Consider the following 21,123-nt stretch of genomic DNA (forward strand, 5'->3'; position numbering starts at 1 on the left):
TAGCGCGGAGCATCGCCCCTCACCCCCGCCCGCGATACGTCGGCACGCCCTGATCGGGCAGCCACAGGCCTTCCGGCGCCACGCCCGTCTGCCAGAAGACGTCGATGGGGATGCCGCCGCGCGGGTACCAATAGCCGCCGATGCGCAGCCATTTCGGCTGCAGCAGGTCGGCCAGTTTACGGCCGATGGCGACGGTGCAGTCCTCGTGGAAAGCGCCGTGGTTGCGGAAGCTGGTCAGGTACAGCTTCAGGCTCTTTGACTCGACCAGCCAGTCACCCGGCGCATAGTCGATGACGATGTGGGCGAAGTCGGGCTGGCCGGTCACCGGGCACAGGCTGGTGAACTCCGGCGCCGTGAACCGGGCCAGATACAGGGTGTCCGCGTGCGGGTTCGGCACCCGCTCCAGCACGGCGGTTTCGGGGCTGGTCGGGGCGGCGGTCTGGGCGCCCAGTTGGCTCAGGTTGTCGGTGTAATGCGTCATGCCCGCCATTTAGGCGTTCGCGTCATCCATGAAAATCCTCCTTTGCGCGGCGGATGGGCCAGGGCTGCGCCGAAACCCGGCCTAAAGACGCGGAAATGCGAAGACTTAGTCTTTCGATTTCAGCCCTTTGATTTCACGACACCCCAATCAACGCACGGCGGCGCGAACCTGGGTTAAGCTGGCCCCGCCAGTCTCCAAGGCCGCGCATTTCCGACGATTCAGACTATTCAGACTGTGTTTTTTCTTGGCGCACGCAATCCATTGCCTTACCCGGCGACAGCCGGTTATCCGTAGCGAAAGAAAACCAAGGAGACGCTCGTGGCTATTCCCGCATCGCTGCAAAAGGGCCTGACCCTGCCGATCATTTCGGCGCCCATGTTCCTGGTCTCCGGCCCGGACCTGGTGGTCGAGGCCTGCAATGCGGGCGTCATCGGCACCTTCCCGTCCCTGAACCAGCGCACGACCGAGGGCTATCGGGAGTGGATCCACGAGATCAAGGCGCGGCTGACGCCGGACGCCGCCGCCTTTGGCGTCAACCACATCGTCCATCCGACCAACCCCCGTCTGATGGCGGACATGATGGTGTCGGTCGAGGAGAAGGTGCCGCTGATCATCACCTCGCTGGGCGCGGTGCGCGACGTGGTCGATGCGGTCCATGGCTATGGCGGTCAGGTCTTCCACGACATCGCCAACATCCGCCACGCGAGGAAGGCCGCAGAGGCGGGCGTCGACGGCCTGATCCTGGTCGCCAACGGCGCGGGCGGCCATGCGGGCATCATCAACCCCTTCGCCCTGGTCAACGAGGTCCGCAGCTTCTTTGACGGAACCATCATCCTGTCGGGCGCCATCTCGACCGGCCAGGACGTGGCGGCGGCCCTGATGCTGGGCGCCGACTTCGCCTATATGGGCACCCGCTTCATCAACACGACCGAGGCCCTGGCGGCGCCGGCCTACAAGCAGATGATCATCGACAGCGGCTCGACCGATATCGTCCACACGCCCGCCGTTTCCGGCATCCCGGCCAACTTCATGAGCAAGTCTCTGGTCGAGAACGGCATCGACCCCAAACACCTGCCCGAGCACAAGCTGGACATGGGCGACGAGGCCAAGGCGTGGAAGACCGTCTGGTCCGCGGGCCAGGGTGCAGGCGCCATCCACGACGTCCTGCCGACCGCCGAACTGGTGGGCCGTCTGCGGCAAGAGTTCGCTCAGGCGACGGAAGAATTCGCGAAAAAGGCGCCCGCTCGCTAAGAGGGAGCCTGACACGCCCGCCGCGCGTTGGAGCCCTCATGATCCGCATCGCCTCGCCCGCCCCGCTCGGTTTCGCTCTTGTGCTGACCGCCTTCGCCACGCCCGCCCTGGCGCAGGCGGGCGGCGACTGGGACTTCCAGGTGGGCGCGGGCTCGGACAACCGGTCCAAGAACGTCTCCAAGTCGCAGACAGACCCCTACGCCTTCGGTTCGGCGACATGGGAAAGCGCCAACGGCCTGTTCTACGCCGGGCCGGGCTTTGAAACGATCAAGGCCGGCGGCTCCAAGGTCGAGCTGAACATGGTCGCAGGCTATCAGCCCGAGGCCTTCGGCTATCAGTTCGATCTGAACGTTGCCTACAAGAACCGCGCGGGCGCCGACGACGGCTATGACGACGACACCTGGGAGTTTACGGGCAACATCAGCCGCTCCATAGGCCCGGCCCGCGCTCGGCTGCAGGTCCAGTATTCGCCCGACGCCGCCGGATCGAACGAGGGCTTCGTCTGGGTCGAGGGCCGCGTGGGCTGGACCTTCACGCCGAAACTGGACGGCACCCTGGCCGTGGGCCGCCGCGAACAGGACAACGGCCCCGACTACACCGGCTGGAACGCGGGCGTGACCTACGCCCTGACCGAAAAGCTGGATCTGGACCTGCGCTACTACGACACCTCGGCCCATTCGGCGGGGGAACAGTACGGCGACGCCCTGGTCGCCAAGATTTCATACGCGTTCTGAGCGGCGCCCCCTTGCGCATGGGTTGTCGGCTTCCCATCTAGGGCTGGTCGATCTCACTGCGTAACGCCGCTGCTCCCTTTGCATCTACGCACCGAGGTCCAAAAGCCGATCCCATTCAGACCCGACAGGCCGACCAGGGACCCCTCCCTGCGGTCAACGCCAGACGGAGGTCTCCAAATGGCTACCGGCACTGTTAAATGGTACAATCCCACCAAAGGCTACGGCTTCATCGCACCCGATGACGGCGGCAAGGACGTCTTCGTCCACGCCTCGGCTGTCGAAACCTCCGACGTGGGTTCGCTGAACGAAGGCCAGAAAATCGCCTACGAAATCGAGCGTGACTCACGCTCGGGCAAGGAATCCGCAGGCCGTCTCAAGGCGGCGGAGTAGGACAAGCTCCAGGCGTCCAAAACGAACGAACCGCCCACGACCCGGATGGGCGCCATCGCCTTCGACGGCGAGATCACGCGCCTGCTGCCGCTGGGCGGTCGCCGTGTCCGCCTGGACAACGGCCATCTGATCACGGTCTTGCCCTCGCTGGGCGCCCAGACGGGCGTCTCGCTGCTGGGTGACCGTGTGACGGTGGAAATCGCCTTCAATCAGCTGAAGGGCTGGCGCCTCTCGCGCCGGCCCTGACGCCGTTTTCAAAAACGGATGCCGCCATGACCCCGCTCGCTGACATGATCCCCGCAATGACCGATGCAGACCTTGTGACCCTGCGCGCCAATGCTGCGCGTCTGGTCGAGCATGGCGCCTCGACGCAGGTGATCGCCGCCTCGGACATCATCCCGGTCATCGACACCGAAATCGCGCGTCGCGCCGCCCTGCCCAAGGCCGCAAAGGCCCCGGTGAAGCGCGCCGCCCCCAAGAAGAAGCTGCCGCCCGTCACCGGCCACCAGACCGCGCTTCCGGGTTGAGGCTGCACTCCGTCGTCATCCTCGCCACGCGGCCAGGATGACGACTTGAAAGCACTGTCAGCCCAGCGCCTGATCCAGATCCGCGATCAGGTCTTCGACATTCTCCACGCCGACCGACAGACGGATCAGGTTGTCCGTCACGCCGCCCGCCTCGCGGACTTCCTTGGGCACGCTGGCATGGGTCATGATCGCCGGGTGGTTCACCAGGCTTTCCACGCCGCCCAGCGATTCCGCCAGGGTGAAGACCTGAACCCGTTCCAGCACACGCTTGGTGCGCTCCAGATCCCCATCCAGTATCACCGTCACCATCCCGCCGTAGCCGCCGCTCATCTGGCGCGCCGCCAGCTCGTGCTGCGGGTGGGCGATCAGGCCGGGATAGATGACCTTGGCGATCCCTGCCCGCGTCTCCAGCCAGCGAGCGATGGTCAGGGCGTTCTCGCAGTGCGCCTTCATCCGCAGCGCCAGGGTCTTCAGACCCCGATTGGCCAGGAAGGCGTCGAACGGCCCCATGATCCCGCCGACCGAGTTCTGCAGGAACTTGATCCGCGTCGCCAGATCGGCGTCGCCGGTCACCAGCACCCCGCCGATGATGTCCGAATGGCCGTTCAAATATTTGGTCGCCGAGTGCATGACTACGTCCGCGCCCAGGCTCAGCGGCTGCTGGCAGAAGGGGGTGGCGAAGGTGTTGTCCACGACCAGCAGCAGCCCATGCGCCTTGGCCACCTTTGACAGGGCGGCGATGTCAGCCAGCTTCATCAGCGGGTTGGTCGGCGTCTCGACCCACAACATCTTCGTCTTCGGCGTGATCGCGGCCTCGACCGCGGCGATGTCGCTCAGGTCCACATAGGCGAAGTCCAGCCCCATGGTGCGACGGCGCACCCGTTCGAACAGCCGCCACGAGCCGCCGTAAAGGTCGTCGCCTGTGACAATGTGATCGCCCGCATCCAGCAGCTCCAGCGCCGTCGAGGTCGCCGCCATGCCCGAGCCAAACCCGAACCCGTGTGTGCCGCCTTCCAGATCGGCGATACAGGCCTCAAACGCCTCGCGCGTCGGGTTTTTGCCCCGCGCATACTCATACCCCTTGTTCACGCCGGGGCTTTCCTGGGCGTAGGTCGAGGTGGCGTAGATCGGCGTCATCACTGCGCCCGTCGTCGGGTCGGGATGCTGTCCGGCATGGATGGCGCGGGTGGAGAAACCCTGGCTGTTCTTCTTGTCAGTCATCGGCTTAGCGATTCAGGCTGAGGTGGTTGATCAGGTCGGTGCGGGTGATCAGGCCGACGAATTTCTCGCCGTCCAGCACGATGGCCACGCGGTCACGGTCGAAGACAGGGATCAGGGCGTCCAGCGGCTCCTTGACCTGAACCGTGTCCAGATCGCGCGTCATGGCCGAGGACACTGGCTTGGCGAACCGTTCCTTGCGCGTGATTTCGTCGGTGTTCATCACCTGGATCAGGTCGCTTTCATCCAGAATGCCGACCAGGCGGCCGTCGTCGATGATGGGCAACTGGGACACGTCCGCACCCTTCATCCGCTTGAAGGCGGTGTCCAGGGTGTCGTCCGGCCCAGCGACCACGACGTCGCCCTTTTCGTATTTGCGGTTGATCAGGTCCGACAGGTCGCCGTGGATTTCACGCTCGCCCAGGCCCTGATCGGCCAGCCAGGCGTCGTTGTAGACCTTGGACAGATATTTGGCGCCGGTGTCGCAGACGAAGGTGACGCAGGTCTTGGCCTCGGTCTGCTCGCGACACCAGCGCAGGGCGGCGGCGATCAGGGTGCCCGACGACGAACCCGCCAGAATCCCTTCCTTCAGCAGCAGTTCACGCGCGGTGCTGATCGCCTCGGCGTCAGAGATCGAATAGGCCTTGTCGATCAGGCTCATGTCCGCCGTGTCGGGCACGAAATTCTGACCGATGCCCTCGACGGTGTAACCGCCCTCCGGCCCCGGCACGCCGTCGTTGACGATGCCCGCCAGGGTCGAACCGACCGGATCGGCCAGAATGATCTCGGCCTTGGAGCCGACGCTTTTCAGATAGCGCGCCGTGCCTGTGATCGTGCCGCCCGAACCGATGCCCGCGACCAGGGCGTCGATGTCGCCGCCCGTCTGGCTCCAGATTTCCGGCCCCGTGGTCTTCACATGGGCCTCGGCGTTGGCGTCGTTGGCGAACTGGTTGACGTAGAAGCCGCCGGGAATGCCCTGGGCCAGACGCTCGGCCATGTCGGTGTAATATTCGGGATGCCCGTGCGGAACGTCCGAGCGCGTCAGGCGTACATCGGCGCCCATGGCCCGCAGATGCTGGATCTTTTCCTTCGACATCTTGTCAGGAATGACCAGAAGCACCTTATATCCCCGCGCCCGGCCGACCAGTGTCAGCGCCAGGCCCGTATTGCCGGCCGTCGCCTCGACGATCGTGCCGCCCTCTTTCAGGAAGCCTTCCTTCTCCGCCGCATCCAACATCTCGACCGCAATCCGGTCCTTGATCGATCCGCCGGGGTTCTGGGATTCCAGCTTGAGCAGCAGCCGGCATTTCCCGGTGTCGATCTTCGTCACCTCCACCATCGGCGTCTTGCCGATCAGATCCAGCGGCGACTTCACAGGCGCGCTCAGGGCGGGGGCGGATAGGGACATCAACGACTCCATTCGGGGTTCAGCGGAAGCTGAAGCTCCGCAATCACTCGGTCAACTCATGCAAGATTTGACCCAAGGGCGCGGTTCCGCGCTACGAAAGACATAATGAGCAAATCACCCAAGAGGCCGCCCGCCGGTCTCCCCGACAAAGACACCCTCGTCGCCTTCCTGCGCGAGGCCGGATCGGCCGAGAAGACCGATATCGCACGCCACTTCGGGCTAAAGGGCGGCGACCGCCGGGCCCTGCGCGAAATGATCCGCGAGCTGGAGGCCGAAGGCAGGCTGGGCAAACGCGGCCGCAAGGGCTTTTCCGAAGCCGGCGCCCTGCCCCCTGTCGGCGTCGCCGATGTGATCGAACGCGATGTGGACGGCGAACTGTACGTCCGCCTGGTCGAGGCCAGCCCCGATGCGCCCCAGGCCCTGCTGATCCCCGACAAGACCAAGGCCGCCCCCGGCATGGGCGACCGCCTGCTGGTCAAGTTCCAGCGCGGCGCCGAAGGCTGGGAAGCCCGGCTGATCAAGAAACTGGATATCGGCACGAACCGTGTTCTGGGGGTGATCCGCAAATCGGCGCGTGAGACGCGGGTCGAGCCGGTCGACCGCCGCTCCAAGGATGTGCTGCTGGTGCCCCAGGCCCAGTCCGGCGACCTGCGCGACGGCGATCTGGTCCTGGCCGCCATCGAAAAGGGCGAGCATCGCTATGGCCCCAAACGCGGCAAGATTCTTGAGAACATCGGCAAGGAGGACGATCCCCGCGCCGCCTCCCTGATCGCCATCTACGCCCACAGCATCCCGACCGGCTTCTCCGAGGCGGTCGAGCGTGAGGCCGAGGATCAGGAACTGCCGACGCTGAAGGGCCGCGAGGACCTGCGCGAGGTTCCCTTCATCACCATCGACCCCGCCGACGCGCGCGACCACGATGACGCCGTCTATGCCGCCCGCGACGAAGATCCCAAGAACCCCGGCGGATGGATCGTCTGGGTCGCCATCGCCGACGTCGCCGCCTACGTCTGCCCCGGCTCCCAACTGGACCGCGAGGCCCGCGAAAAGGGCAACTCGACCTATTTCCCCGACCGCGTCGAACCGATGCTGCCGGAGGTGCTGTCAAACGGCCTGTGCAGCCTGAAGGAGGGCGAGAACCGCGCCTGCATGGCCGTGCGCATGGTCTTCGACAAGGACGGACGAAAGACGGGCCACAAGTTCGTGCGCGGCCTGATGCGGTCGCATGCCAAACTGTCTTACGAACAGGCCCAGGCCGCAATCGACGGCCAGACAGACGACGCCACCGGCCCGATCATGGAGGCCATCCTCTATCCGTTGTGGAACGCCTATCACACCATGCTGAAGGGCCGCCTGAAGCGCAGCCCGCTGCAGATCGAATCCGCAGAGCGCCGCATCCGCATGGCCCCTGACGGCGGCATCGCCTCCATCGAGAAGCGCACCTCGCTTGAGGCCCACCGGCTAATCGAAGAAATGATGATCCAGGCCAATGTCTGCGCCGCCGAGACCCTGGAGCAGAAGAAGACGCCCCTGATCTACCGCATCCACGATGCGCCCAGTCAGGAGAAGATCTTCAACCTGGCCGACTTCCTGCACACCATCGGCAAGCCGTGGAACAAGGGCGAGCCGGGCACGACCAAGCGGTTCAACAAGCTGTTGGACGAAACGCGCGACACCGAACACGCCGACGTGGTCAACGAGGTCGTCCTGCGGACCCAGATGCAGGCCATCTATTCGCCTGAGAACGTGGGCCACTTCGGTCTGAATCTGGACCGCTACGCCCACTTCACCTCCCCCATCCGGCGCTATTCCGACCTGATCGTGCATCGCGGCCTGATCCGGGCCCTGAACCTGGGCAAGGATGGGCTGACGGATCGCGAGATCGCCGAACTGCCCGCCATCGCCGAACAGGTCACCTCGACCGAGCGTCGCTCGATGGCCGCTGAACGCGATGCGATGGACCGCTATATCGCCGCCTTCCTTGAGGAGCATATCGGCGCGACCTTCGCCGGGCGCATCACAGGCGTGACCCGTTTCGGCCTGTTCATCCGACTGGAGGACACGGGCGCCGATGGTCTGGTCCCCGTCTCGACTCTGGGCAGCGAATATTTCACCCACGACGACCGCGCTCACGCCCTGGTCGGCGAACGTACCGGCAAGCGTTTTACCCTGGGCCGTATGGTCGAGGTCAAGCTGCGTGAGGCAACGCCCGTCACCGGCGGGCTGGTCTTTGAAATGCTCAGCGAACCGGAACCCCGCGATCCCAACGCCCCGGCCCCGCGCTACGGCATCCGTGGAAGGGGCGGCGACGGCCCGCCCATGCGCGGCAAGAACCGTCCCGGCCCCAAGCCCCGCAACGGCTCCAAACCCTCTGGCGGCCTGAAGGGCGTCAGGAAGGGCAAGCGGAAATGAACCAGCCCTTCGACGCTGCACAGGATCTGGCCGACGCCCCGCGCGTCGGCGGCGCCCAGCGGCCGAAGGACGCCGCCACCCTGATCCTGACGCGCGGCGGATCGAAGCCTGAGGTTCTGATGGGGCGGCGAGCGCCCGGCCATGTCTTCATGGCGTCGAAATGGGTCTTTCCCGGCGGACGAATTGACCGGTCGGACTTCACCGCCGCATCCGCTGGCGACCTGTCGTCCGATGCCGCGCGCCGACTGATGGCCGAGGCCCCTGCCCGACGCGCCCGCGCCCTGGCCCTGACGGCGGTGCGCGAGACGTTCGAGGAGACGGGCCTGATCCTGGGCCGCCCCGCCCCGCCCGCCGCCGTCGCCGGGCCTTGGCGGGAATACAGGCAGGCAGGCGCCCTGCCCGATCTGTCGGTCCTGTCCTACATCGCCCGCGCCATCACACCGCCGGGCCGCACGCGCCGCTTTGACGCCCGTTTCTTCATGGCCCCCGCCGAAGCCCTGCTGACGCCCGAACCGACATCGGGCTCTGGCGAACTGGACGAGATCGCGTGGCTTCCTCTGGACGAGGCCCGCACGCTGGACCTGCCCGCCATCACCCGTTTCGTGCTTGGGGAGTTGGCCGAACGGCTTGAACACCCCGACCGCCCCCTGCCTTTCGTTCGCATGGTGCGCGGCCAGCACGTGGTCGAGCACAGGGACTGAACCCATGGCGGGCCAGACCATCACGCTTCGGCTGACGATCCAGGCCCCGGTCCCGGGCGTCGCCTACAGCCTGCAGGACAAGACCAACGCCCCGGTCGAGGTCCGGATCGCCGGCGACGCCCCGCTCAGCTTCGACGCGCCGATCACCTTGACGGACGACAACCGTTTCACCGGCCCGTTCGTGCGGCGTGAAGGCCCCACGCGCCGCTTCGTCTATATCTGCATCGGCGCCTCGGCGGGCCAGCACGGCAGCGAATGGAGCCGCCGCGCCAAGATCGACATTCACGACATCCCCGCCGCGCTGCTGGCTCAGGCGCGTGACGGCGTCGTGTTGGAGGTCGTTCTGCCGGGACGCGGCAAGGACGGGACGCCCGCCTGTGCGACGGTGCGTCCGCTTCAGCCCTGGCGCACTGCCTGACCTAGCTTGCGACCGGCTTGGTCAGATCGAACTCGACCCGGAAATGCCGGTTCGGACGACGCAGTTCATAGGCGAAGGTCTCGTGCGGGTGGACCTCGATCGCCCAGGTGTTTGTCGTCGAAACCGTCGCGTTATTGGCGTTGAACAGGGCGATGGATTCCGCGTCCACCGGGAACGCCTGCCGCTCCGCCGTGCCCTCGTTCACCGTATCGCCGCCGTACCAGTGCAGCACGTCCGTCGTGCCGTCCTCATGCCGGTGATCGTGCTTCAGGCGCAGGCCCACATCTCCCCTGGTCACAACCCAGGTCCGCGAGCGATCGTCACCCACGGCGAAGGGAATGCGAATCTCTCCGTCCGAGCAGTCGCGGACATGCATCAACAGCCGTTTGTTGGTGAAATCCGCGTCGGCAGGATCGGTCGTGACGACCCGCCCCTCGAATCGCTGGCCGCACAGGGCGGTCAGGTTGGAGAAGAAGGCGTCTTGGGGATTCGGGGATTCAGTCCCGCCAGCGCAGGATGAAAGGGCGAAACCCAGGGCCGTCGCGGCCAGCGCATATGCTAATTTCATGCTCCAAGCCTATATGTGCGAAATCCCCCATCAACGTGGCATCACGCCCGTTGACTTTAGGCCGTGTCTGAGTATGTTCCGCGCCTCTTATTTTAAGCGGCTGTCGCCGTCGTAGAGGTATTCCGATGGCCAAACCGGCTTCCATCAAAATCCGTCTGAACTCCACCGCCGACACCGGCTTCTTCTATGTCACCAAGAAGAACGCCCGCACCATGACCGAGAAAATGGTCGTCAAGAAGTACGACCCGGTCGTGCGCAAGCACGTCGACTTCAAGGAAGGCAAGATCAAGTAAGCACTTGATCTGCTAGAAAATACGACGCCCGGCTGATCACTCAGCCGGGCGTTTTTCTTTGTCCGAGATAGGCTGGGGTGGTGGCCGCCGAAGAGACTTCAGGCGGCCTTGGCGATGACGATGTTGCGGCCCTTGGCCTTGGCCTCATACACGCCCTCGTCGGCGCGTTTCAGCAGCAGTTCCGGCGTGTCATGAGGCCCGCAGGTGGCCGCCACGCCGATTGAAATGGTGATGGTCAGCATTTCCTTGCCGCCCATGATGCGGAAGGGTTGGGAGGCCACGTCCCGGCGAATCCGCTCGGCGACGCGCCCTGCGTCCTCCAGATCTGCGCCCGGCATGACGACCACGAACTCCTCGCCGCCCAGACGGCACGGCAGGTCCACGGCCCGCACATTGGTGGCCAGACGCACGGCGAACTCGATCAGAACCTCATCGCCCGCATCATGACCGAAGCCGTCGTTCACCAGTTTGAAGTGGTCGATGTCCAGCACCAGCAGGGCGACAGAACTGCCGCCATGCACGGCCCGGTTCACCAGGGCGTCCAACTGGCCGGTCATGTAGCGGCGGTTATGCAGCCCGGTAAGAGCGTCCGTGACGGCCAGCTCCAGGCTGGAATCCAGCTTGTCGCGCAGGAAGTCGGTGTAGCGCTTGCGGCGGATCTGGGTGCGCGCGCGCGCCGACAGCTCGTCCGGGTCGATGGGCCGGTTGACCACGTCCGCGGCCCCCAGCTCCAGCGCCTTGACCATGCGCGCCCGATCCATCGGATCGACAACGGCCAGCACCGGCGCCCGGCGCGCATCGCCTGACTTGGACAGGGCCAGCACCCGCAGGCCGTCGAAGCTGTCAGCCGCCACATTGACGATGACCAGGTCGAGCGGCCCGCGCACGGCCTTTATCGCCGCGTCAGCGTTCGCTTCAATCGTCACGCGATGCTCGACGCCCAACTGGTCGGCGATCTTCTTGGCCTGGGCTTCATTGTCATCGACGACCAGAACCCGACCGCCCTCGGCGCGCAGACGCCTGTCGCCGTCGGTGCTGACGCCCATGCGGCGGCTGTTTTCCTCACGCTCGCGCAGCTCGTCCATCACCTGTTTCAGGCGGCTTAGCGAGCGCACCCGCGCGAACAGGATCACATCATCCAGCGGCTTGGTGATGAAGTCGTCGGCGCCCGCCTCCAGTCCGCGAATCTTGTCCTCCCGCCCATCCAGCGCGGTGACCAGCACCACCGGAATATGGCGCGTCTCGGCCTGGGCCTTCAGGCGGCGGCAGGTTTCGAATCCGTCCATGCCCGGCATCATCACGTCCAGCAGGATCAGGTCCGGCTGGGTCTCCGCCGCCAGCGTCAGCGCGGTCAGACCGTCGTGACAGGACACCACGTCGAAATATTCGATCGTCAGCTTGGCTTCCAGCAGACGGACGTTGGCCTCAACGTCGTCCACGACCATGACCCGCGCGCTCATCCCAGGTGCTGCCGGACTGTTTCGAGGAAGTGCATCACTGAAATCGGCTTGGAGATATAGGCCTCGCACCCGCCCTGGCGGATGCGTTCCTCATCGCCCTTCATGGCGAAGGCGGTCACGGCGATGACGGGGATGTGGTGCAGCTCCTCGTCATCCTTCAGCCACTTGGTGACCTCCAGACCAGAGATTTCGGGCAACTGGATATCCATCAGGATCAGATCGGGCAGATGCGCGCGCGCCAGCGCCAAGGCCTGCAGTCCCTCGCGGGTCTGCAGGGTTTCATACCCCTGAGAATCGAGCAGATCATGAAAAAGCTTCATGTTCAGCTCGTTATCCTCGACGATGAGGACTTTCTTGGACATCATCACCTGACCTGCGCTCCCCCATACGCGGAACGCTTCGTTGGATGCGATAGTGGACAAGCAGTCTTAAGTTGGGATGAAGCCAACCTTACGGAGACCTTAAGCGTGGCCATAAAGGCCATCTGTCGCGATTGTCTGTGGACCGGCGAAGACCCTGCTGGCCCACCCGATCGCCGCTGCCCGTCGTGCGGATCGCGCCGGATCGTCGCGGACCCCGAACTGGACCAGTTGTCCATCGCCCACATGGACTGCGACGCCTTCTACGCCTCGGTGGAGAAGCGCGACCGCCCCGAGCTGCGCGACAAGCCGGTCATCATCGGCGGCGGCAAGCGCGGCGTCGTATCCACCGCCTGCTATGTCGCGCGCCAGTACGGCGTCGGCTCGGCCATGCCCATGTTCAAGGCGCTGAAGGCCTGCCCCGAGGCTGTGGTCATCAAGCCGAACTTCACCAAATACGTCTTTGAATCCGAACGCATCCTGGGGGCGCTGGGCAAGCTGACACCCTTGATCCAGCCCCTGTCGCTGGACGAGGCCTGGGTCGATCTGTCCGGCACCGAGCGGTTGAATGGCGGCCCGCCCGCCTTCCAGCTGATCCGCTTCCAGAAACAGATCGAAGACGAGACGGGCCTGACCGTCTCCATCGGCCTGGCGCCCAATCGATTCCTAGCGAAAATGGCGTCAGAGATGGACAAGCCGCGCGGCTTCTCGGTCGTGGGCCGGGCCAACGCCCAGTCCCTGCTGGCCCCAAAGCCCGTCACCGCCCTGCCCGGGGTCGGCCCGGTGTTCGGCAAGGCCCTGCGCAGCGACGGCTACGCCACAATCGGCGATCTGGCGCGGGCCGACGTGCGCGACCTGGTCAAGCGGTACGGCGAATCCGGCCTGCGCCTTCATGACCTGTCCCACGCCCGCGACGCCCGCGCCGTGAACCCGACCCACGACCGCAAGGGCATGAGCGCGGAAACCACCTTCAACGAAGACCTGATCGCGGCGCAGGCGCTGGAGGCCGAGCTTTGGCCCCTGTGCGAGAAGCTGGCATCCAAGGCGCGGCGTGATGGGGTGGCCAGCCGCGTGGTGGTGCTGAAACTGCGCCGCACCGACTTCAAGATCCTGACCCGCCGCATCAGCCTGCCTGAGCCGATCCAGACCGCCCGCGCCCTGTTCGCCGCCGGGCGCGACCTGCTGAAGCCGGAACTGGGCCTGCCCTACCGCCTGATCGGCATCGGCATGGCCGACATTCAGGACGCCGACGACGCCCCCTCCGGCCTGTTCCAGACCACCGAAACCCGCGCCCTGAAGACCGAACGCGCCATCGACAAGTTGCGCGAGAAGTTCGGCAACAACGCCGTTGTGGCGGGCCGCGCGCTGAAAGGCTGAGACCTCTAGGCCGCGCGCGTCAGCACCGGCCGCAGCAGCAGATTGGCCAGCAGGCTGACCGCCGCCATTCCGGTCATGGCCAGATAGCCGCCTGCGCCGAAGGCGTCGTACAGGGGCCCGCTGGCCAGGGTCGCCAGGCCCATCAGCACGCCGGCCGACAGCATCGAGTTCAGGGTCTGGGCGGCGGTCTGGCTGTCGCGCGGGACCAGCTTCTCGATCACTTCGACACCGGCCAGGAAATTGGCGGCGAAGCTCAGGGCGTGCAGCGCCTGCAACGGCCACAGCGCCCACAGGGGCGGCGAGGCGGACATGAAGGCCCAACGCACCACCGCCGCGCCCGAGGCGATCATCAATATGGGCCAGGGACCGATCCCGCGCCGACGCCGCCACGGGTCGATCACCCACATGAAGCTGATCTCGACCACCACGGCGAAGGCCCACAACAGGCCCGTCATGTCGGCCTCGACCCCTTGCGCGCGCCACAGGATGGCGGAGAAGCCGTAGTAGAAACCGTGCGCGGCCTGAACCAGACCGATGGCCAGAATGGCCGTCACGACCGCCGGGTCCTTCAACAGTCGGCCCATGCCGCGGAACCGGTCCCAGCCCAGCACGGGCGCCCCGTCATGCACCGGCTCGGGCGGCAGCACCCGCCAGGCCGCCAGGGCGATCCCGGCGCAGGCCAGGGTCACGCCGATGATGATCACCTCTGCGCCCGTCGCGCGCACGATGAAACCGACAACGACATTGGTGACGAAGAAGGCCGCAGAGCCGAACCCGCGCGGCACCGCAAAGGCGAAGCCTTCCTTGCGCGACAGCCGCAGGTTCAACACGTCCGTCAGCGGAATGATGGCCGCCACCCCGGTCGCGGCGATGAACCAGGCGACGGCCCAGGCGGCGAAGCCGTCGACCAGGCCCGCCGTCGCATAGGCAAGAGCCGACATGGCGGCCAGCAAGGCGATAGGGGTACGGCGATATCGGAAGCCATCTGCCCAGACCGCGATGGCTGGCCCCGTGAGCAGACGCGCCAGCATGGGGGCGGCCAGAATGACGCCGATTTCGGCCCCGCTTAGCCCCTGCGACCGCATCCACAACCCGGCGTAAGGCAGGCTGACGCCGGTGCCGATGAACATCAGGGCGTACTGAAGCGCGACGCGGGAACGGGCTGATGGGGACATGACGCCGCATAGCAGACTTCGCGGATTCGTCAGGCTAGGCTCAGCGCATGAATCCGACTCGCAGCCTGATTTTATTCGCCGCCCTGAACGGGGCGCTCGCCGTCGCTCTGGGCGCCTTCGCGGCTCATGGGGCCGAGCCGCAGTTGAAGACCCTGCTGACCACCGGCTCCCATTATCAGCTGGTCCATGCCGTCTTCGGCTTCGGCTGCGCCCTGTGGACGGGTGGCGGCCGACTGGCGCGGACAGCGGGCTGGCTGGGCTCAGTCGGGGGCCTGATTTTCAGCCTGTCTCTGGCCGCGCTGGGCGTTCTCAGCCTGCCGGTTCTGGGCGCCATCACCCCCATCGGCGGCGTGCTGATGATCGCAGGTTGGCTTTGCGTCGCCTTTGCGGCATTCCGGTCCGATAAGTGATTTTCGTGACTCCCTCGTAGAAAGACCTGCAAATCCATGGCCTTCCCTGCACCTGTCGATCCTCGCCGCGAACTCTATCCCGAGATCGAACCTTACGCGTCAGGCTGGATGCCGACCGATGGCGTGCATGAAATCTACTACGAGGTTTCCGGCAATCCGCAGGGCCGTCCGGTCGTGGTGCTGCACGGCGGACCGGGCGGGGCCGTCAATCCGGGAATGCGCCGCTACTTCGATCCGGCCCGATACAAGATCGTGATGTTCGACCAGCGCGGATGCGGCCTGTCGCGGCCCAACGCCTCGCTGGAGGACAACACCACCTGGACCCTGATCGACGACATCGAACGCCTGCGCGAACGCCTGAACATTGATCAATGGGTCGTGTTCGGCGGATCGTGGGGGTCCACCCTGTCGATGGCCTATGCGATCAAACATCCTGAGCGGTGTCTGGCGCTGGTGCTGCGCGGCATCTTCCTGCTGACCCAAAAGGAGCTGCACTGGTTCTATCAGGACGGCGCCTCGATGATCTTCCCTGACGCCTGGGAGCGGTTCCTGGCCCCCATCCCGGAGGCCGAGCGCGGCGATCTGATGGGCGCCTATTACAAGCGTCTGATCGGCGACAATGTCCAAGAGCGTGAGCGCTGCGCCCTGGCCTGGGCCGGTTGGGAGGGTGAGACCGTCAGCGTCGAAGGCCCGAACGCCAAGCCGGACAAGTTCGCCGAACCCGACTTCGCCGTCGCCTTCGCCCGCATCGAGAACTGGTACTTCACCAACGGCGGCTTCTTCGACGACGAGAACTGGATCATCAACAACGTCGACCGAATGCGACACATCCCCTGCTGGATCGCGCAGGGGCGGTTCGATGTCGTGACGCCCATCTCGGGCGCCTGGGCGCTGCACCGCGCCTGGCCCGAGGCTAAGCTGGACATTGTGGGCGACGCGGGCCACGCCTCGTCCGAACCGGGCATCGTCGACAGCCTGATCCGCGCGACCGACTGGGCCGTGACCGTCTAAGAAAAGGCCGCCGCATCAGCAGGATGCGGCGGCCTTTTCGTTTCAGATCTTGCTGCGTTCATCCAGGCTCCACGCGCCCGGTCCGGCGGTGAATATGTACAGGAAGACGAAACAGAACAGGATGGCGGCGTCCCCGCCGTTGACCGCCGGATAGGGGCTCTGGGGGAAATGAACCATCCAGTAGGCCACCGCCATCTGGCCCGAGGCGATGAAGGCGGCGGGCCGTGTGAACAGACCCAACACCAGCAACACGCCCGTCACCAGCTCGATCACGGCGCCCACGCCGAACAGGGAGAGCAACGGCACCTGCCCCGGCTGCGCGCCTTCAGGAAAGCCGAACAGCTTGACCAGACCATGCGCCAGAAACAGCAGACCGGCGACAATACGCAGGGCCGCCAATGCGCGCGGAGACCATCCACTCACTTGATTGAACATCGTGACCTTCCTCCCTGTTAGGGACGCCTGCAAAACGCAGGTCGCCCGGCCGAAACACTGTTCGGCCGGGCAGGTTGCACCTGAGTCCTAGGCTGCGTCCACCAGCACGACTTCGGCGTCCGTCAGCGCCTTGACCGTGATGACGTCTTCTTCGGCGATGGCTGCGCCGTCGCGAGGGCTCAGCTTCACGCCGTTCACCTCGACCTCGCCCAGCGACGCCACCAAATAGGCCCGGCGCGTGGCGCCGACCGGATAGTCGACGCTGTCGCCCGCCTTCAGCGTCGCCGCCGCAACCCGCGCCTCAGTGCGGATCGGCAGGGCGTCGGCGTCATCCTCAAAGCCGGACGCCAGGACCACGAACTGGCCAGAGCGGTCGCCCTTGGGGAAGGGCTTGGTGCCCCAGCTGGGCTTTTCGCCCCGACGGGTCGGCTCGATCCAGATCTGGAACAGACGGGTCAGCTCGGTTTCGGCGTTATATTCCGCGTGACGAATGCCGGTGCCGGCGCTCATCACCTGAACATCGCCTGCGACCGTGCGGCCCTTGTTGCCCAGGCTGTCCTCGTGGCTGATGGCGCCGTCGCGGACATAGGTGATGATCTCCATATCGGCGTGCGGATGGGGCGGAAAGCCGCTGCCCGGCGCGATTTCGTCATCGTTCCAGACCCGCAGGTTGCCCCAGCTCATGCGCTTGGGATCATAATAGTTGGAGAAGGAGAAGTGGTGCTTGGCGTTCAGCCAGCCGTGGTTGGCGCCGCCCAGCGATTCAAAAGGTCTGCGCTCGATCATTGGTCTGTCCTCAGGCCGGGCCGTCCCGGCGTCATCTGCTTGACGACAAGATAGAGATCGGCGACCGAACAGAAATAGAAACCATCGAAACTCATTGTTTCGCTTCACATAGGCCGCCGCATGTCCCGTCTGCCCGATCTTGAGGCCATGGCCATCTTCGCCAAGGTGGCGGAAACTCAGTCCTTTTCCGGCGCGGCGGAAAGCCTGTCCCTGTCCAAGGCGACCGTGTCCAAGGCGGTGACGCGGCTGGAGCAGCAGCTTCAGACCACCCTGCTGCACCGCACCTCGCGTCGGTTCGCCCTGACGGACACCGGGCGGAATCTGGCGGCGCGCGCGGCCCATATGCTGGCCGAGGCCGAAGGCGCGGTGTCAGAGGCCCTGGACATGTCGGTGACGCCGCGCGGGCTGGTGCGCCTGGCGGCGCCGATGTCGTTCGGCATGGCCTATGTCGCCCCTGCCCTGCCCGAGTTTCTGGCCACCAATCCCGACATCTCCATCGACCTGCATCTGGCGGACGAGGTGATTGATCTGGTCGGCGGCGGCTTCGACTGCGCCCTGCGCATCGCGGCCCTGCCCGATTCCTCGCTGACGGCGCGCAAGCTCAGGCCCGTCAAACGCGCTCTGGTCGCCTCGCCGTCCTATCTGGAGCAGCGGGGCCGCCCGACGCACCCCGACGACCTGAACCGCCACGCCTGCCTCTGCTACGCCTATATGCCGACGCCGGACATCTGGCGGTTCAGCAATGCGGCGGGTGAAGAGGTGGTGGTGCGGCCGCAGGGTCCGTTGCGCGCCAACAACTCCGACGCCCTGACGGCGTCGCTGTGCGCGGGTCTGGGCATCTTTCCCCAGCCGGACTTCATCTACTGGAAGGATGTCGCGGGCGGCCATCTGGAGACGGTCATGACAGACTGGAGCCTGCCGCCCATCGCCCTGCATCTGGTCGCGCCCAGCAGCGGACCGCGCCCTGCACGGGTCACGGCGCTGATGGACTATCTGGCCGACCGGTTCAGCAAACCGCTGTGGCCCGGCGATACGGTCGGCCGCTAAAGCATCAGACCGGCGTCAGCCGCACTTCACTTCCTTGATGATGTTGGTGGCTTCGTCGAACACGAAGTTCACGCGGTTCTCGCGGTAATCCATCGTCGCGGCGCAGCTGCTGCACAGCACGCGGAAGGTCTGGCCGTGCGGCGGCTCCGGGATGGTCGAGCGGTTCTGCCCGACGTAGTTCTGGAAATCCTCGACCTTGCAGATCTTGTACGCGGCGTCCGACCAGGTCGGGTCGTCAGCCTTGGGGCTGGACGCACAGGCGGACAGGGCCAGGGCGGCGGCGCTGAGGCAGGCCAGGGTGATGGCGGTCTTCATGGTCGTCTCCGTTGATCTGTCGCGGTTCAGCCGCAACGTACCTGTTCGATTATGCCCGTGTCCTGATTGAAGAAGATGTTCAATCGATAGGCGGAATAGTCCTGCGTCACCGGGCAGGTGGTGCAGGTCACGCGCCGGTTCACCACCTCGACCGGCACAGGGATTTCGGTGCGCGGCTTGCCCACCAGATACTGCATTTCGCCCGCGCGGCAGGTGTCCGCCGTGGGGCTGGTCGGCATCCGCGTGCCGACGGGCTGGTTCAGCTGCGCGCGTTCGACGGCGCGCGGCGCAGGGGCGTCAGCGGCGGGCGTCGAACACCCGGCCAGCAGGGCAAGGCCGATCAGGCCGCCTTTTCCCAGCGCCCCTCGTCCGACTGTTTCCAATAGGCCAGGTTTGCGCCCTGCCCCTTCAGTGTCTTCCACCGACCCCGCGCATGTTGCAGCGCCGGTTCGTCCCGTCCGTCGAATATGATGAAGCATCGTTCAAACCCTTCCGTCGCGCCGAGCTCTGCATCGTCGACGATGAACAGCGCCTGAGCGCCGTTCAGGTTCTCCCCCGATTCGCTCAACAGCACAGGCTGACGCGCGGCATGGTCCTGATCGGCGCGGCCGTGCGGCAGGAAACTGTCGTCGCGATAGGTCCACAGCGCCTCATCGACATCATCCAGCCGATGCGAGTGCGACGATTTGATCAAGGCGCGCCAGCCCCGCTCGAGGGTCTTCTCGAGCAGGGTCGGCAACACCTGGTCCAGCGTCGAACGCTCCAGGTGGTAGAACCAGATTTCGGGTTTGTCGCTCACCCGGCTCTACCTCCGGCGATCAGGATTCGTATGCGTCGGCGACCATGCGGTCCAGCGTGCGCACGGCGAAGCCGACGCCGCCTTCCGGCACGGTGGCGCTGGGGCTCTTGTTGGCCCAGGCGGTCGGGGCGATGTCCAGGTGCGCCCACGGCACGCCGTTGGTGAAGCGTTGCAGGAACAGGGCGGCGGTGATCGAGCCCCCTGCGCGGCCGTTGCCCATGTTCTTCAGGTCCGCGATCTTGGACTCGATGTGCTGCTCGTAGATGGCCGGGATCGGCATGCGCCAGAAGTTCTCGCCCACCTTCTTGGAGGCCGACAGGACGTTGTCAGACACTTCGTCCGAGTTGGAGAAGATGCCTGCATAATCCAGGCCCAGGGCCACGATCATGGCGCCCGTCAGGGTGGCCAGATCGATCATGAACTTCGGCTTGAAACGCTCCTGTGTGTACCAGAGGGCGTCGGCCAGAACGAGGCGGCCCTCGGCGTCGGTGTTGATAACCTCGATGGTCTGGCCCGACATGGACACGACCACGTCGCCCGGACGCTGTGCGTCGCCGTCAGGCATGTTTTCGACCAGGCCCAGCACGCCGACGGCGTTGACCTTGGCCTTGCGGCCCGCCAGCGCAGCCATGGTTCCGGCCACAGCGGCGGCGCCGCCCATGTCCCACTTCATGTCTTCCATGCCGTCAGCGGGCTTGATCGAAATGCCGCCGGTGTCGAAGCAGACGCCCTTGCCGACGAAGGCCAGGGGTTGCGCGCCCGCCTCGCCGCCCTTCCACTGGATTACGGCCAGCTGGCTTTCGCGGCGGCTGCCCTGACCCACGGCCAGCAGCGTGCGCATGCCCAGCTTCTCCATCTCGGCTTCGCCCAGGATTTCGACTTCCAGGCCCAGGCTCTCCAGCGCCTTCACGCGCTTGGCGAACTCGGCCGGGTACAGGACGTTGGCGGGCTCGGACACCAGATCACGGGCGAAGACGACGCCATCGGCGATCGCCGACAGGGGCTCCAGCGCGGCCTCGGCGGCGCGCAGGTCGGTGGTGACGATGCGGATGGTGGTGACCGACGGAATCTTTTCAGGCTTCTGCTGGGTCAGATATTTGTCGAAACGATAGGCGGCCAGACGCGCGGCGAAGCCGACGCGGGCGGCGTGTTCAGGGCTCAGGTGCGAGGCGTCGATGGTCAGGACTTCTGCGCCCGACAGCTTGACCGCCGCATAGGCGCCGCCGCCGAAGGCTTCCACCGCCAGATCGTCGCTCTTGTCCGCGGCGCCCGCGCCGACCAGCAGCACGCTGTCGGCGTTCACGCCCGCAGGCGCCGCCACGATCAGGCTCTGGCCGGTCTTGCCGGTGACGCGGCTCTTGGACAGGGCCTTGGTCAGCGCACCGGCGGCCTTGGCGTCCAACGCCTCGCCGGCGGCCGTCAGCACACGACCCTCATGAACCGGCACGGCTAGAATTTCAGCAGCGTCAACGGCGGCGACGAACTCGATCTTCATTCAGCGACTCCAGCCAGGCCCCACCCGGCATCTGTAAAAGGGCGAAAAGACAA

Annotated in this window: 26 protein-coding genes; 13 read left to right on the forward strand and 13 right to left on the reverse strand. The window is 65.7% G+C overall.

All coding sequences use genetic code 11. The features are described 5' to 3' along the window. Nucleotides 1–19: 19 nt before the first annotated feature. The gene (queF, locus tag KWG56_RS06900) at nucleotides 20–481 is read right to left on the reverse strand and encodes a preQ(1) synthase (RefSeq protein ID WP_201097879.1); all 462 of its coding nucleotides are present in this window, start codon (nucleotides 479–481) and stop codon (nucleotides 20–22) included. A 318-nt stretch (nucleotides 482–799) separates the two neighbouring features. Between queF and KWG56_RS06905 the strand changes: the two genes are divergently transcribed. From KWG56_RS06905 to KWG56_RS06925, 5 genes are all read left to right on the forward strand, one after another. After that, complete coding sequence (locus KWG56_RS06905; protein WP_219354219.1) at nucleotides 800–1,732, forward strand: NAD(P)H-dependent flavin oxidoreductase; 933 nt, start codon at nucleotides 800–802, stop codon at nucleotides 1,730–1,732. Between the two features lie 38 nt (nucleotides 1,733–1,770). Continuing rightward, the gene (locus KWG56_RS06910; protein WP_219354220.1) at nucleotides 1,771–2,466 is read left to right on the forward strand and encodes a TorF family putative porin; all 696 of its coding nucleotides are present in this window, start codon (nucleotides 1,771–1,773) and stop codon (nucleotides 2,464–2,466) included. A gap of 177 nt (nucleotides 2,467–2,643) precedes the next feature. Next, nucleotides 2,644–2,856, forward strand: coding sequence for a cold-shock protein (locus tag KWG56_RS06915; RefSeq protein WP_201097883.1), 213 nt, complete (start codon nucleotides 2,644–2,646; stop codon nucleotides 2,854–2,856). Nucleotides 2,857–2,901: 45 nt separating this feature from the next. Continuing rightward, complete coding sequence (locus KWG56_RS06920) at nucleotides 2,902–3,102, forward strand: S1 domain-containing protein (RefSeq protein WP_219354221.1); 201 nt, start codon at nucleotides 2,902–2,904, stop codon at nucleotides 3,100–3,102. Nucleotides 3,103–3,128: 26 nt separating this feature from the next. Next, nucleotides 3,129–3,383 (forward strand): hypothetical protein, encoded by a 255-nt coding sequence (locus KWG56_RS06925; RefSeq protein WP_201097886.1) that lies wholly within the window; start codon nucleotides 3,129–3,131, stop codon nucleotides 3,381–3,383. A gap of 57 nt (nucleotides 3,384–3,440) precedes the next feature. On the opposite strand, the gene KWG56_RS06930 is transcribed toward KWG56_RS06925, so the two are convergent. Together KWG56_RS06930 and KWG56_RS06935 are read right to left on the reverse strand one after the other, a co-directional pair. After that, nucleotides 3,441–4,604 carry a cystathionine gamma-synthase gene (locus KWG56_RS06930; RefSeq protein WP_219354222.1) on the reverse strand — a complete coding sequence of 388 codons (1,164 nt, stop codon included), beginning with the start codon at nucleotides 4,602–4,604 and terminating at the stop codon, nucleotides 3,441–3,443. Between the two features lie 4 nt (nucleotides 4,605–4,608). Continuing rightward, nucleotides 4,609–6,009 (reverse strand): pyridoxal-phosphate dependent enzyme, encoded by a 1,401-nt coding sequence (locus tag KWG56_RS06935; protein WP_219354223.1) that lies wholly within the window; start codon nucleotides 6,007–6,009, stop codon nucleotides 4,609–4,611. A 105-nt stretch (nucleotides 6,010–6,114) separates the two neighbouring features. On the opposite strand from KWG56_RS06935, the gene rnr reads away from it, so the two are divergent. From rnr to KWG56_RS06950, 3 genes are read left to right on the forward strand one after another with little or no spacing between them, the layout of a single operon-like run. Then, complete coding sequence (gene rnr, locus KWG56_RS06940) at nucleotides 6,115–8,421, forward strand: ribonuclease R (protein ID WP_219354224.1); 2,307 nt, start codon at nucleotides 6,115–6,117, stop codon at nucleotides 8,419–8,421. Beyond that, nucleotides 8,418–9,122 (forward strand): NUDIX hydrolase, encoded by a 705-nt coding sequence (locus KWG56_RS06945; protein ID WP_219354225.1) that lies wholly within the window; start codon nucleotides 8,418–8,420, stop codon nucleotides 9,120–9,122. The genes rnr and KWG56_RS06945 overlap by 4 nt, the downstream gene beginning before the upstream one ends. Nucleotides 9,123–9,126: 4 nt before the next feature. After that, nucleotides 9,127–9,540 (forward strand): DUF5990 family protein, encoded by a 414-nt coding sequence (locus KWG56_RS06950; RefSeq protein WP_219354226.1) that lies wholly within the window; start codon nucleotides 9,127–9,129, stop codon nucleotides 9,538–9,540. 1 nt (nucleotide 9,541) lies between these two features. Here the strand turns inward: KWG56_RS06950 and KWG56_RS06955 are convergent, their stop codons facing one another. After that, a complete protein-coding gene (locus KWG56_RS06955; protein WP_219354227.1) occupies nucleotides 9,542–10,108 on the reverse strand; it encodes a hypothetical protein in 567 nt (188 codons plus the stop codon). Between the two features lie 125 nt (nucleotides 10,109–10,233). Between KWG56_RS06955 and rpmG the strand changes: the two genes are divergently transcribed. After that, nucleotides 10,234–10,401, forward strand: a complete 168-nt coding sequence (gene rpmG, locus KWG56_RS06960; protein WP_008262536.1) for a 50S ribosomal protein L33 — start codon at nucleotides 10,234–10,236, stop codon at nucleotides 10,399–10,401. A gap of 98 nt (nucleotides 10,402–10,499) precedes the next feature. Here rpmG and KWG56_RS06965 read toward each other — a convergent pair whose 3' ends face one another. Continuing rightward, nucleotides 10,500–11,861, reverse strand: coding sequence for a PleD family two-component system response regulator (locus KWG56_RS06965; RefSeq protein ID WP_219354228.1), 1,362 nt, complete (start codon nucleotides 11,859–11,861; stop codon nucleotides 10,500–10,502). Beyond that, nucleotides 11,858–12,223, reverse strand: a complete 366-nt coding sequence (locus KWG56_RS06970; protein ID WP_201097901.1) for a response regulator — start codon at nucleotides 12,221–12,223, stop codon at nucleotides 11,858–11,860. The genes KWG56_RS06965 and KWG56_RS06970 overlap by 4 nt, the downstream gene beginning before the upstream one ends. 105 nt (nucleotides 12,224–12,328) lie before the next feature. Here KWG56_RS06970 and KWG56_RS06975 point away from each other — a divergent pair, with 105 nt between their 5' ends. Then, complete coding sequence (locus tag KWG56_RS06975; protein WP_219354229.1) at nucleotides 12,329–13,597, forward strand: DNA polymerase IV; 1,269 nt, start codon at nucleotides 12,329–12,331, stop codon at nucleotides 13,595–13,597. Between the two features lie 5 nt (nucleotides 13,598–13,602). On the opposite strand, the gene KWG56_RS06980 is transcribed toward KWG56_RS06975, so the two are convergent. Further along, the gene (locus tag KWG56_RS06980) at nucleotides 13,603–14,772 is read right to left on the reverse strand and encodes an MFS transporter (protein ID WP_219354230.1); all 1,170 of its coding nucleotides are present in this window, start codon (nucleotides 14,770–14,772) and stop codon (nucleotides 13,603–13,605) included. A 47-nt stretch (nucleotides 14,773–14,819) separates the two neighbouring features. Here KWG56_RS06980 and KWG56_RS06985 point away from each other — a divergent pair, with 47 nt between their 5' ends. Both KWG56_RS06985 and pip read left to right on the forward strand, forming a co-directional pair. Beyond that, nucleotides 14,820–15,182, forward strand: coding sequence for a DUF423 domain-containing protein (locus tag KWG56_RS06985; RefSeq protein ID WP_219354231.1), 363 nt, complete (start codon nucleotides 14,820–14,822; stop codon nucleotides 15,180–15,182). A gap of 36 nt (nucleotides 15,183–15,218) precedes the next feature. Then, a complete protein-coding gene (gene pip, locus KWG56_RS06990) occupies nucleotides 15,219–16,193 on the forward strand; it encodes a prolyl aminopeptidase (protein WP_219354232.1) in 975 nt (324 codons plus the stop codon). Between the two features lie 42 nt (nucleotides 16,194–16,235). Here pip and KWG56_RS06995 read toward each other — a convergent pair whose 3' ends face one another. Beyond that, on the reverse strand, nucleotides 16,236–16,628 hold the full coding sequence (locus tag KWG56_RS06995; protein WP_219354233.1) for a DoxX family protein: 393 nt from the start codon (nucleotides 16,626–16,628) through the stop codon (nucleotides 16,236–16,238). A gap of 87 nt (nucleotides 16,629–16,715) precedes the next feature. Next, complete coding sequence (locus tag KWG56_RS07000; RefSeq protein WP_219354234.1) at nucleotides 16,716–17,414, reverse strand: pirin family protein; 699 nt, start codon at nucleotides 17,412–17,414, stop codon at nucleotides 16,716–16,718. A 120-nt stretch (nucleotides 17,415–17,534) separates the two neighbouring features. On the opposite strand from KWG56_RS07000, the gene KWG56_RS07005 reads away from it, so the two are divergent. Further along, complete coding sequence (locus KWG56_RS07005) at nucleotides 17,535–18,461, forward strand: LysR family transcriptional regulator (RefSeq protein ID WP_219354235.1); 927 nt, start codon at nucleotides 17,535–17,537, stop codon at nucleotides 18,459–18,461. Between the two features lie 15 nt (nucleotides 18,462–18,476). Here KWG56_RS07005 and KWG56_RS07010 read toward each other — a convergent pair whose 3' ends face one another. The 4 genes from KWG56_RS07010 to KWG56_RS07025 are packed head-to-tail and all read right to left on the reverse strand — an operon-like array spanning nucleotide 18,477 to nucleotide 21,070. Further along, a complete protein-coding gene (locus KWG56_RS07010; protein ID WP_201100753.1) occupies nucleotides 18,477–18,776 on the reverse strand; it encodes a hemolysin in 300 nt (99 codons plus the stop codon). Nucleotides 18,777–18,802: 26 nt separating this feature from the next. Continuing rightward, nucleotides 18,803–19,159, reverse strand: coding sequence for a DUF1996 domain-containing protein (locus KWG56_RS18750; protein WP_236261430.1), 357 nt, complete (start codon nucleotides 19,157–19,159; stop codon nucleotides 18,803–18,805). Next, the gene (locus KWG56_RS07020) at nucleotides 19,117–19,575 is read right to left on the reverse strand and encodes a DNA polymerase III subunit chi (protein WP_201100752.1); all 459 of its coding nucleotides are present in this window, start codon (nucleotides 19,573–19,575) and stop codon (nucleotides 19,117–19,119) included. Before KWG56_RS07020 ends, KWG56_RS18750 begins: the two co-directional genes overlap by 43 nt. Nucleotides 19,576–19,594: 19 nt before the next feature. Beyond that, on the reverse strand, nucleotides 19,595–21,070 hold the full coding sequence (locus KWG56_RS07025; protein WP_201100751.1) for a leucyl aminopeptidase: 1,476 nt from the start codon (nucleotides 21,068–21,070) through the stop codon (nucleotides 19,595–19,597). Between the last annotated feature and the right edge of the window lie 53 nt (nucleotides 21,071–21,123).

Origin of the sequence: Brevundimonas nasdae (genome assembly GCF_019395145.1) — a bacterium.
Taxonomy (GTDB): Bacteria; Pseudomonadota; Alphaproteobacteria; order Caulobacterales; family Caulobacteraceae; genus Brevundimonas; species Brevundimonas nasdae.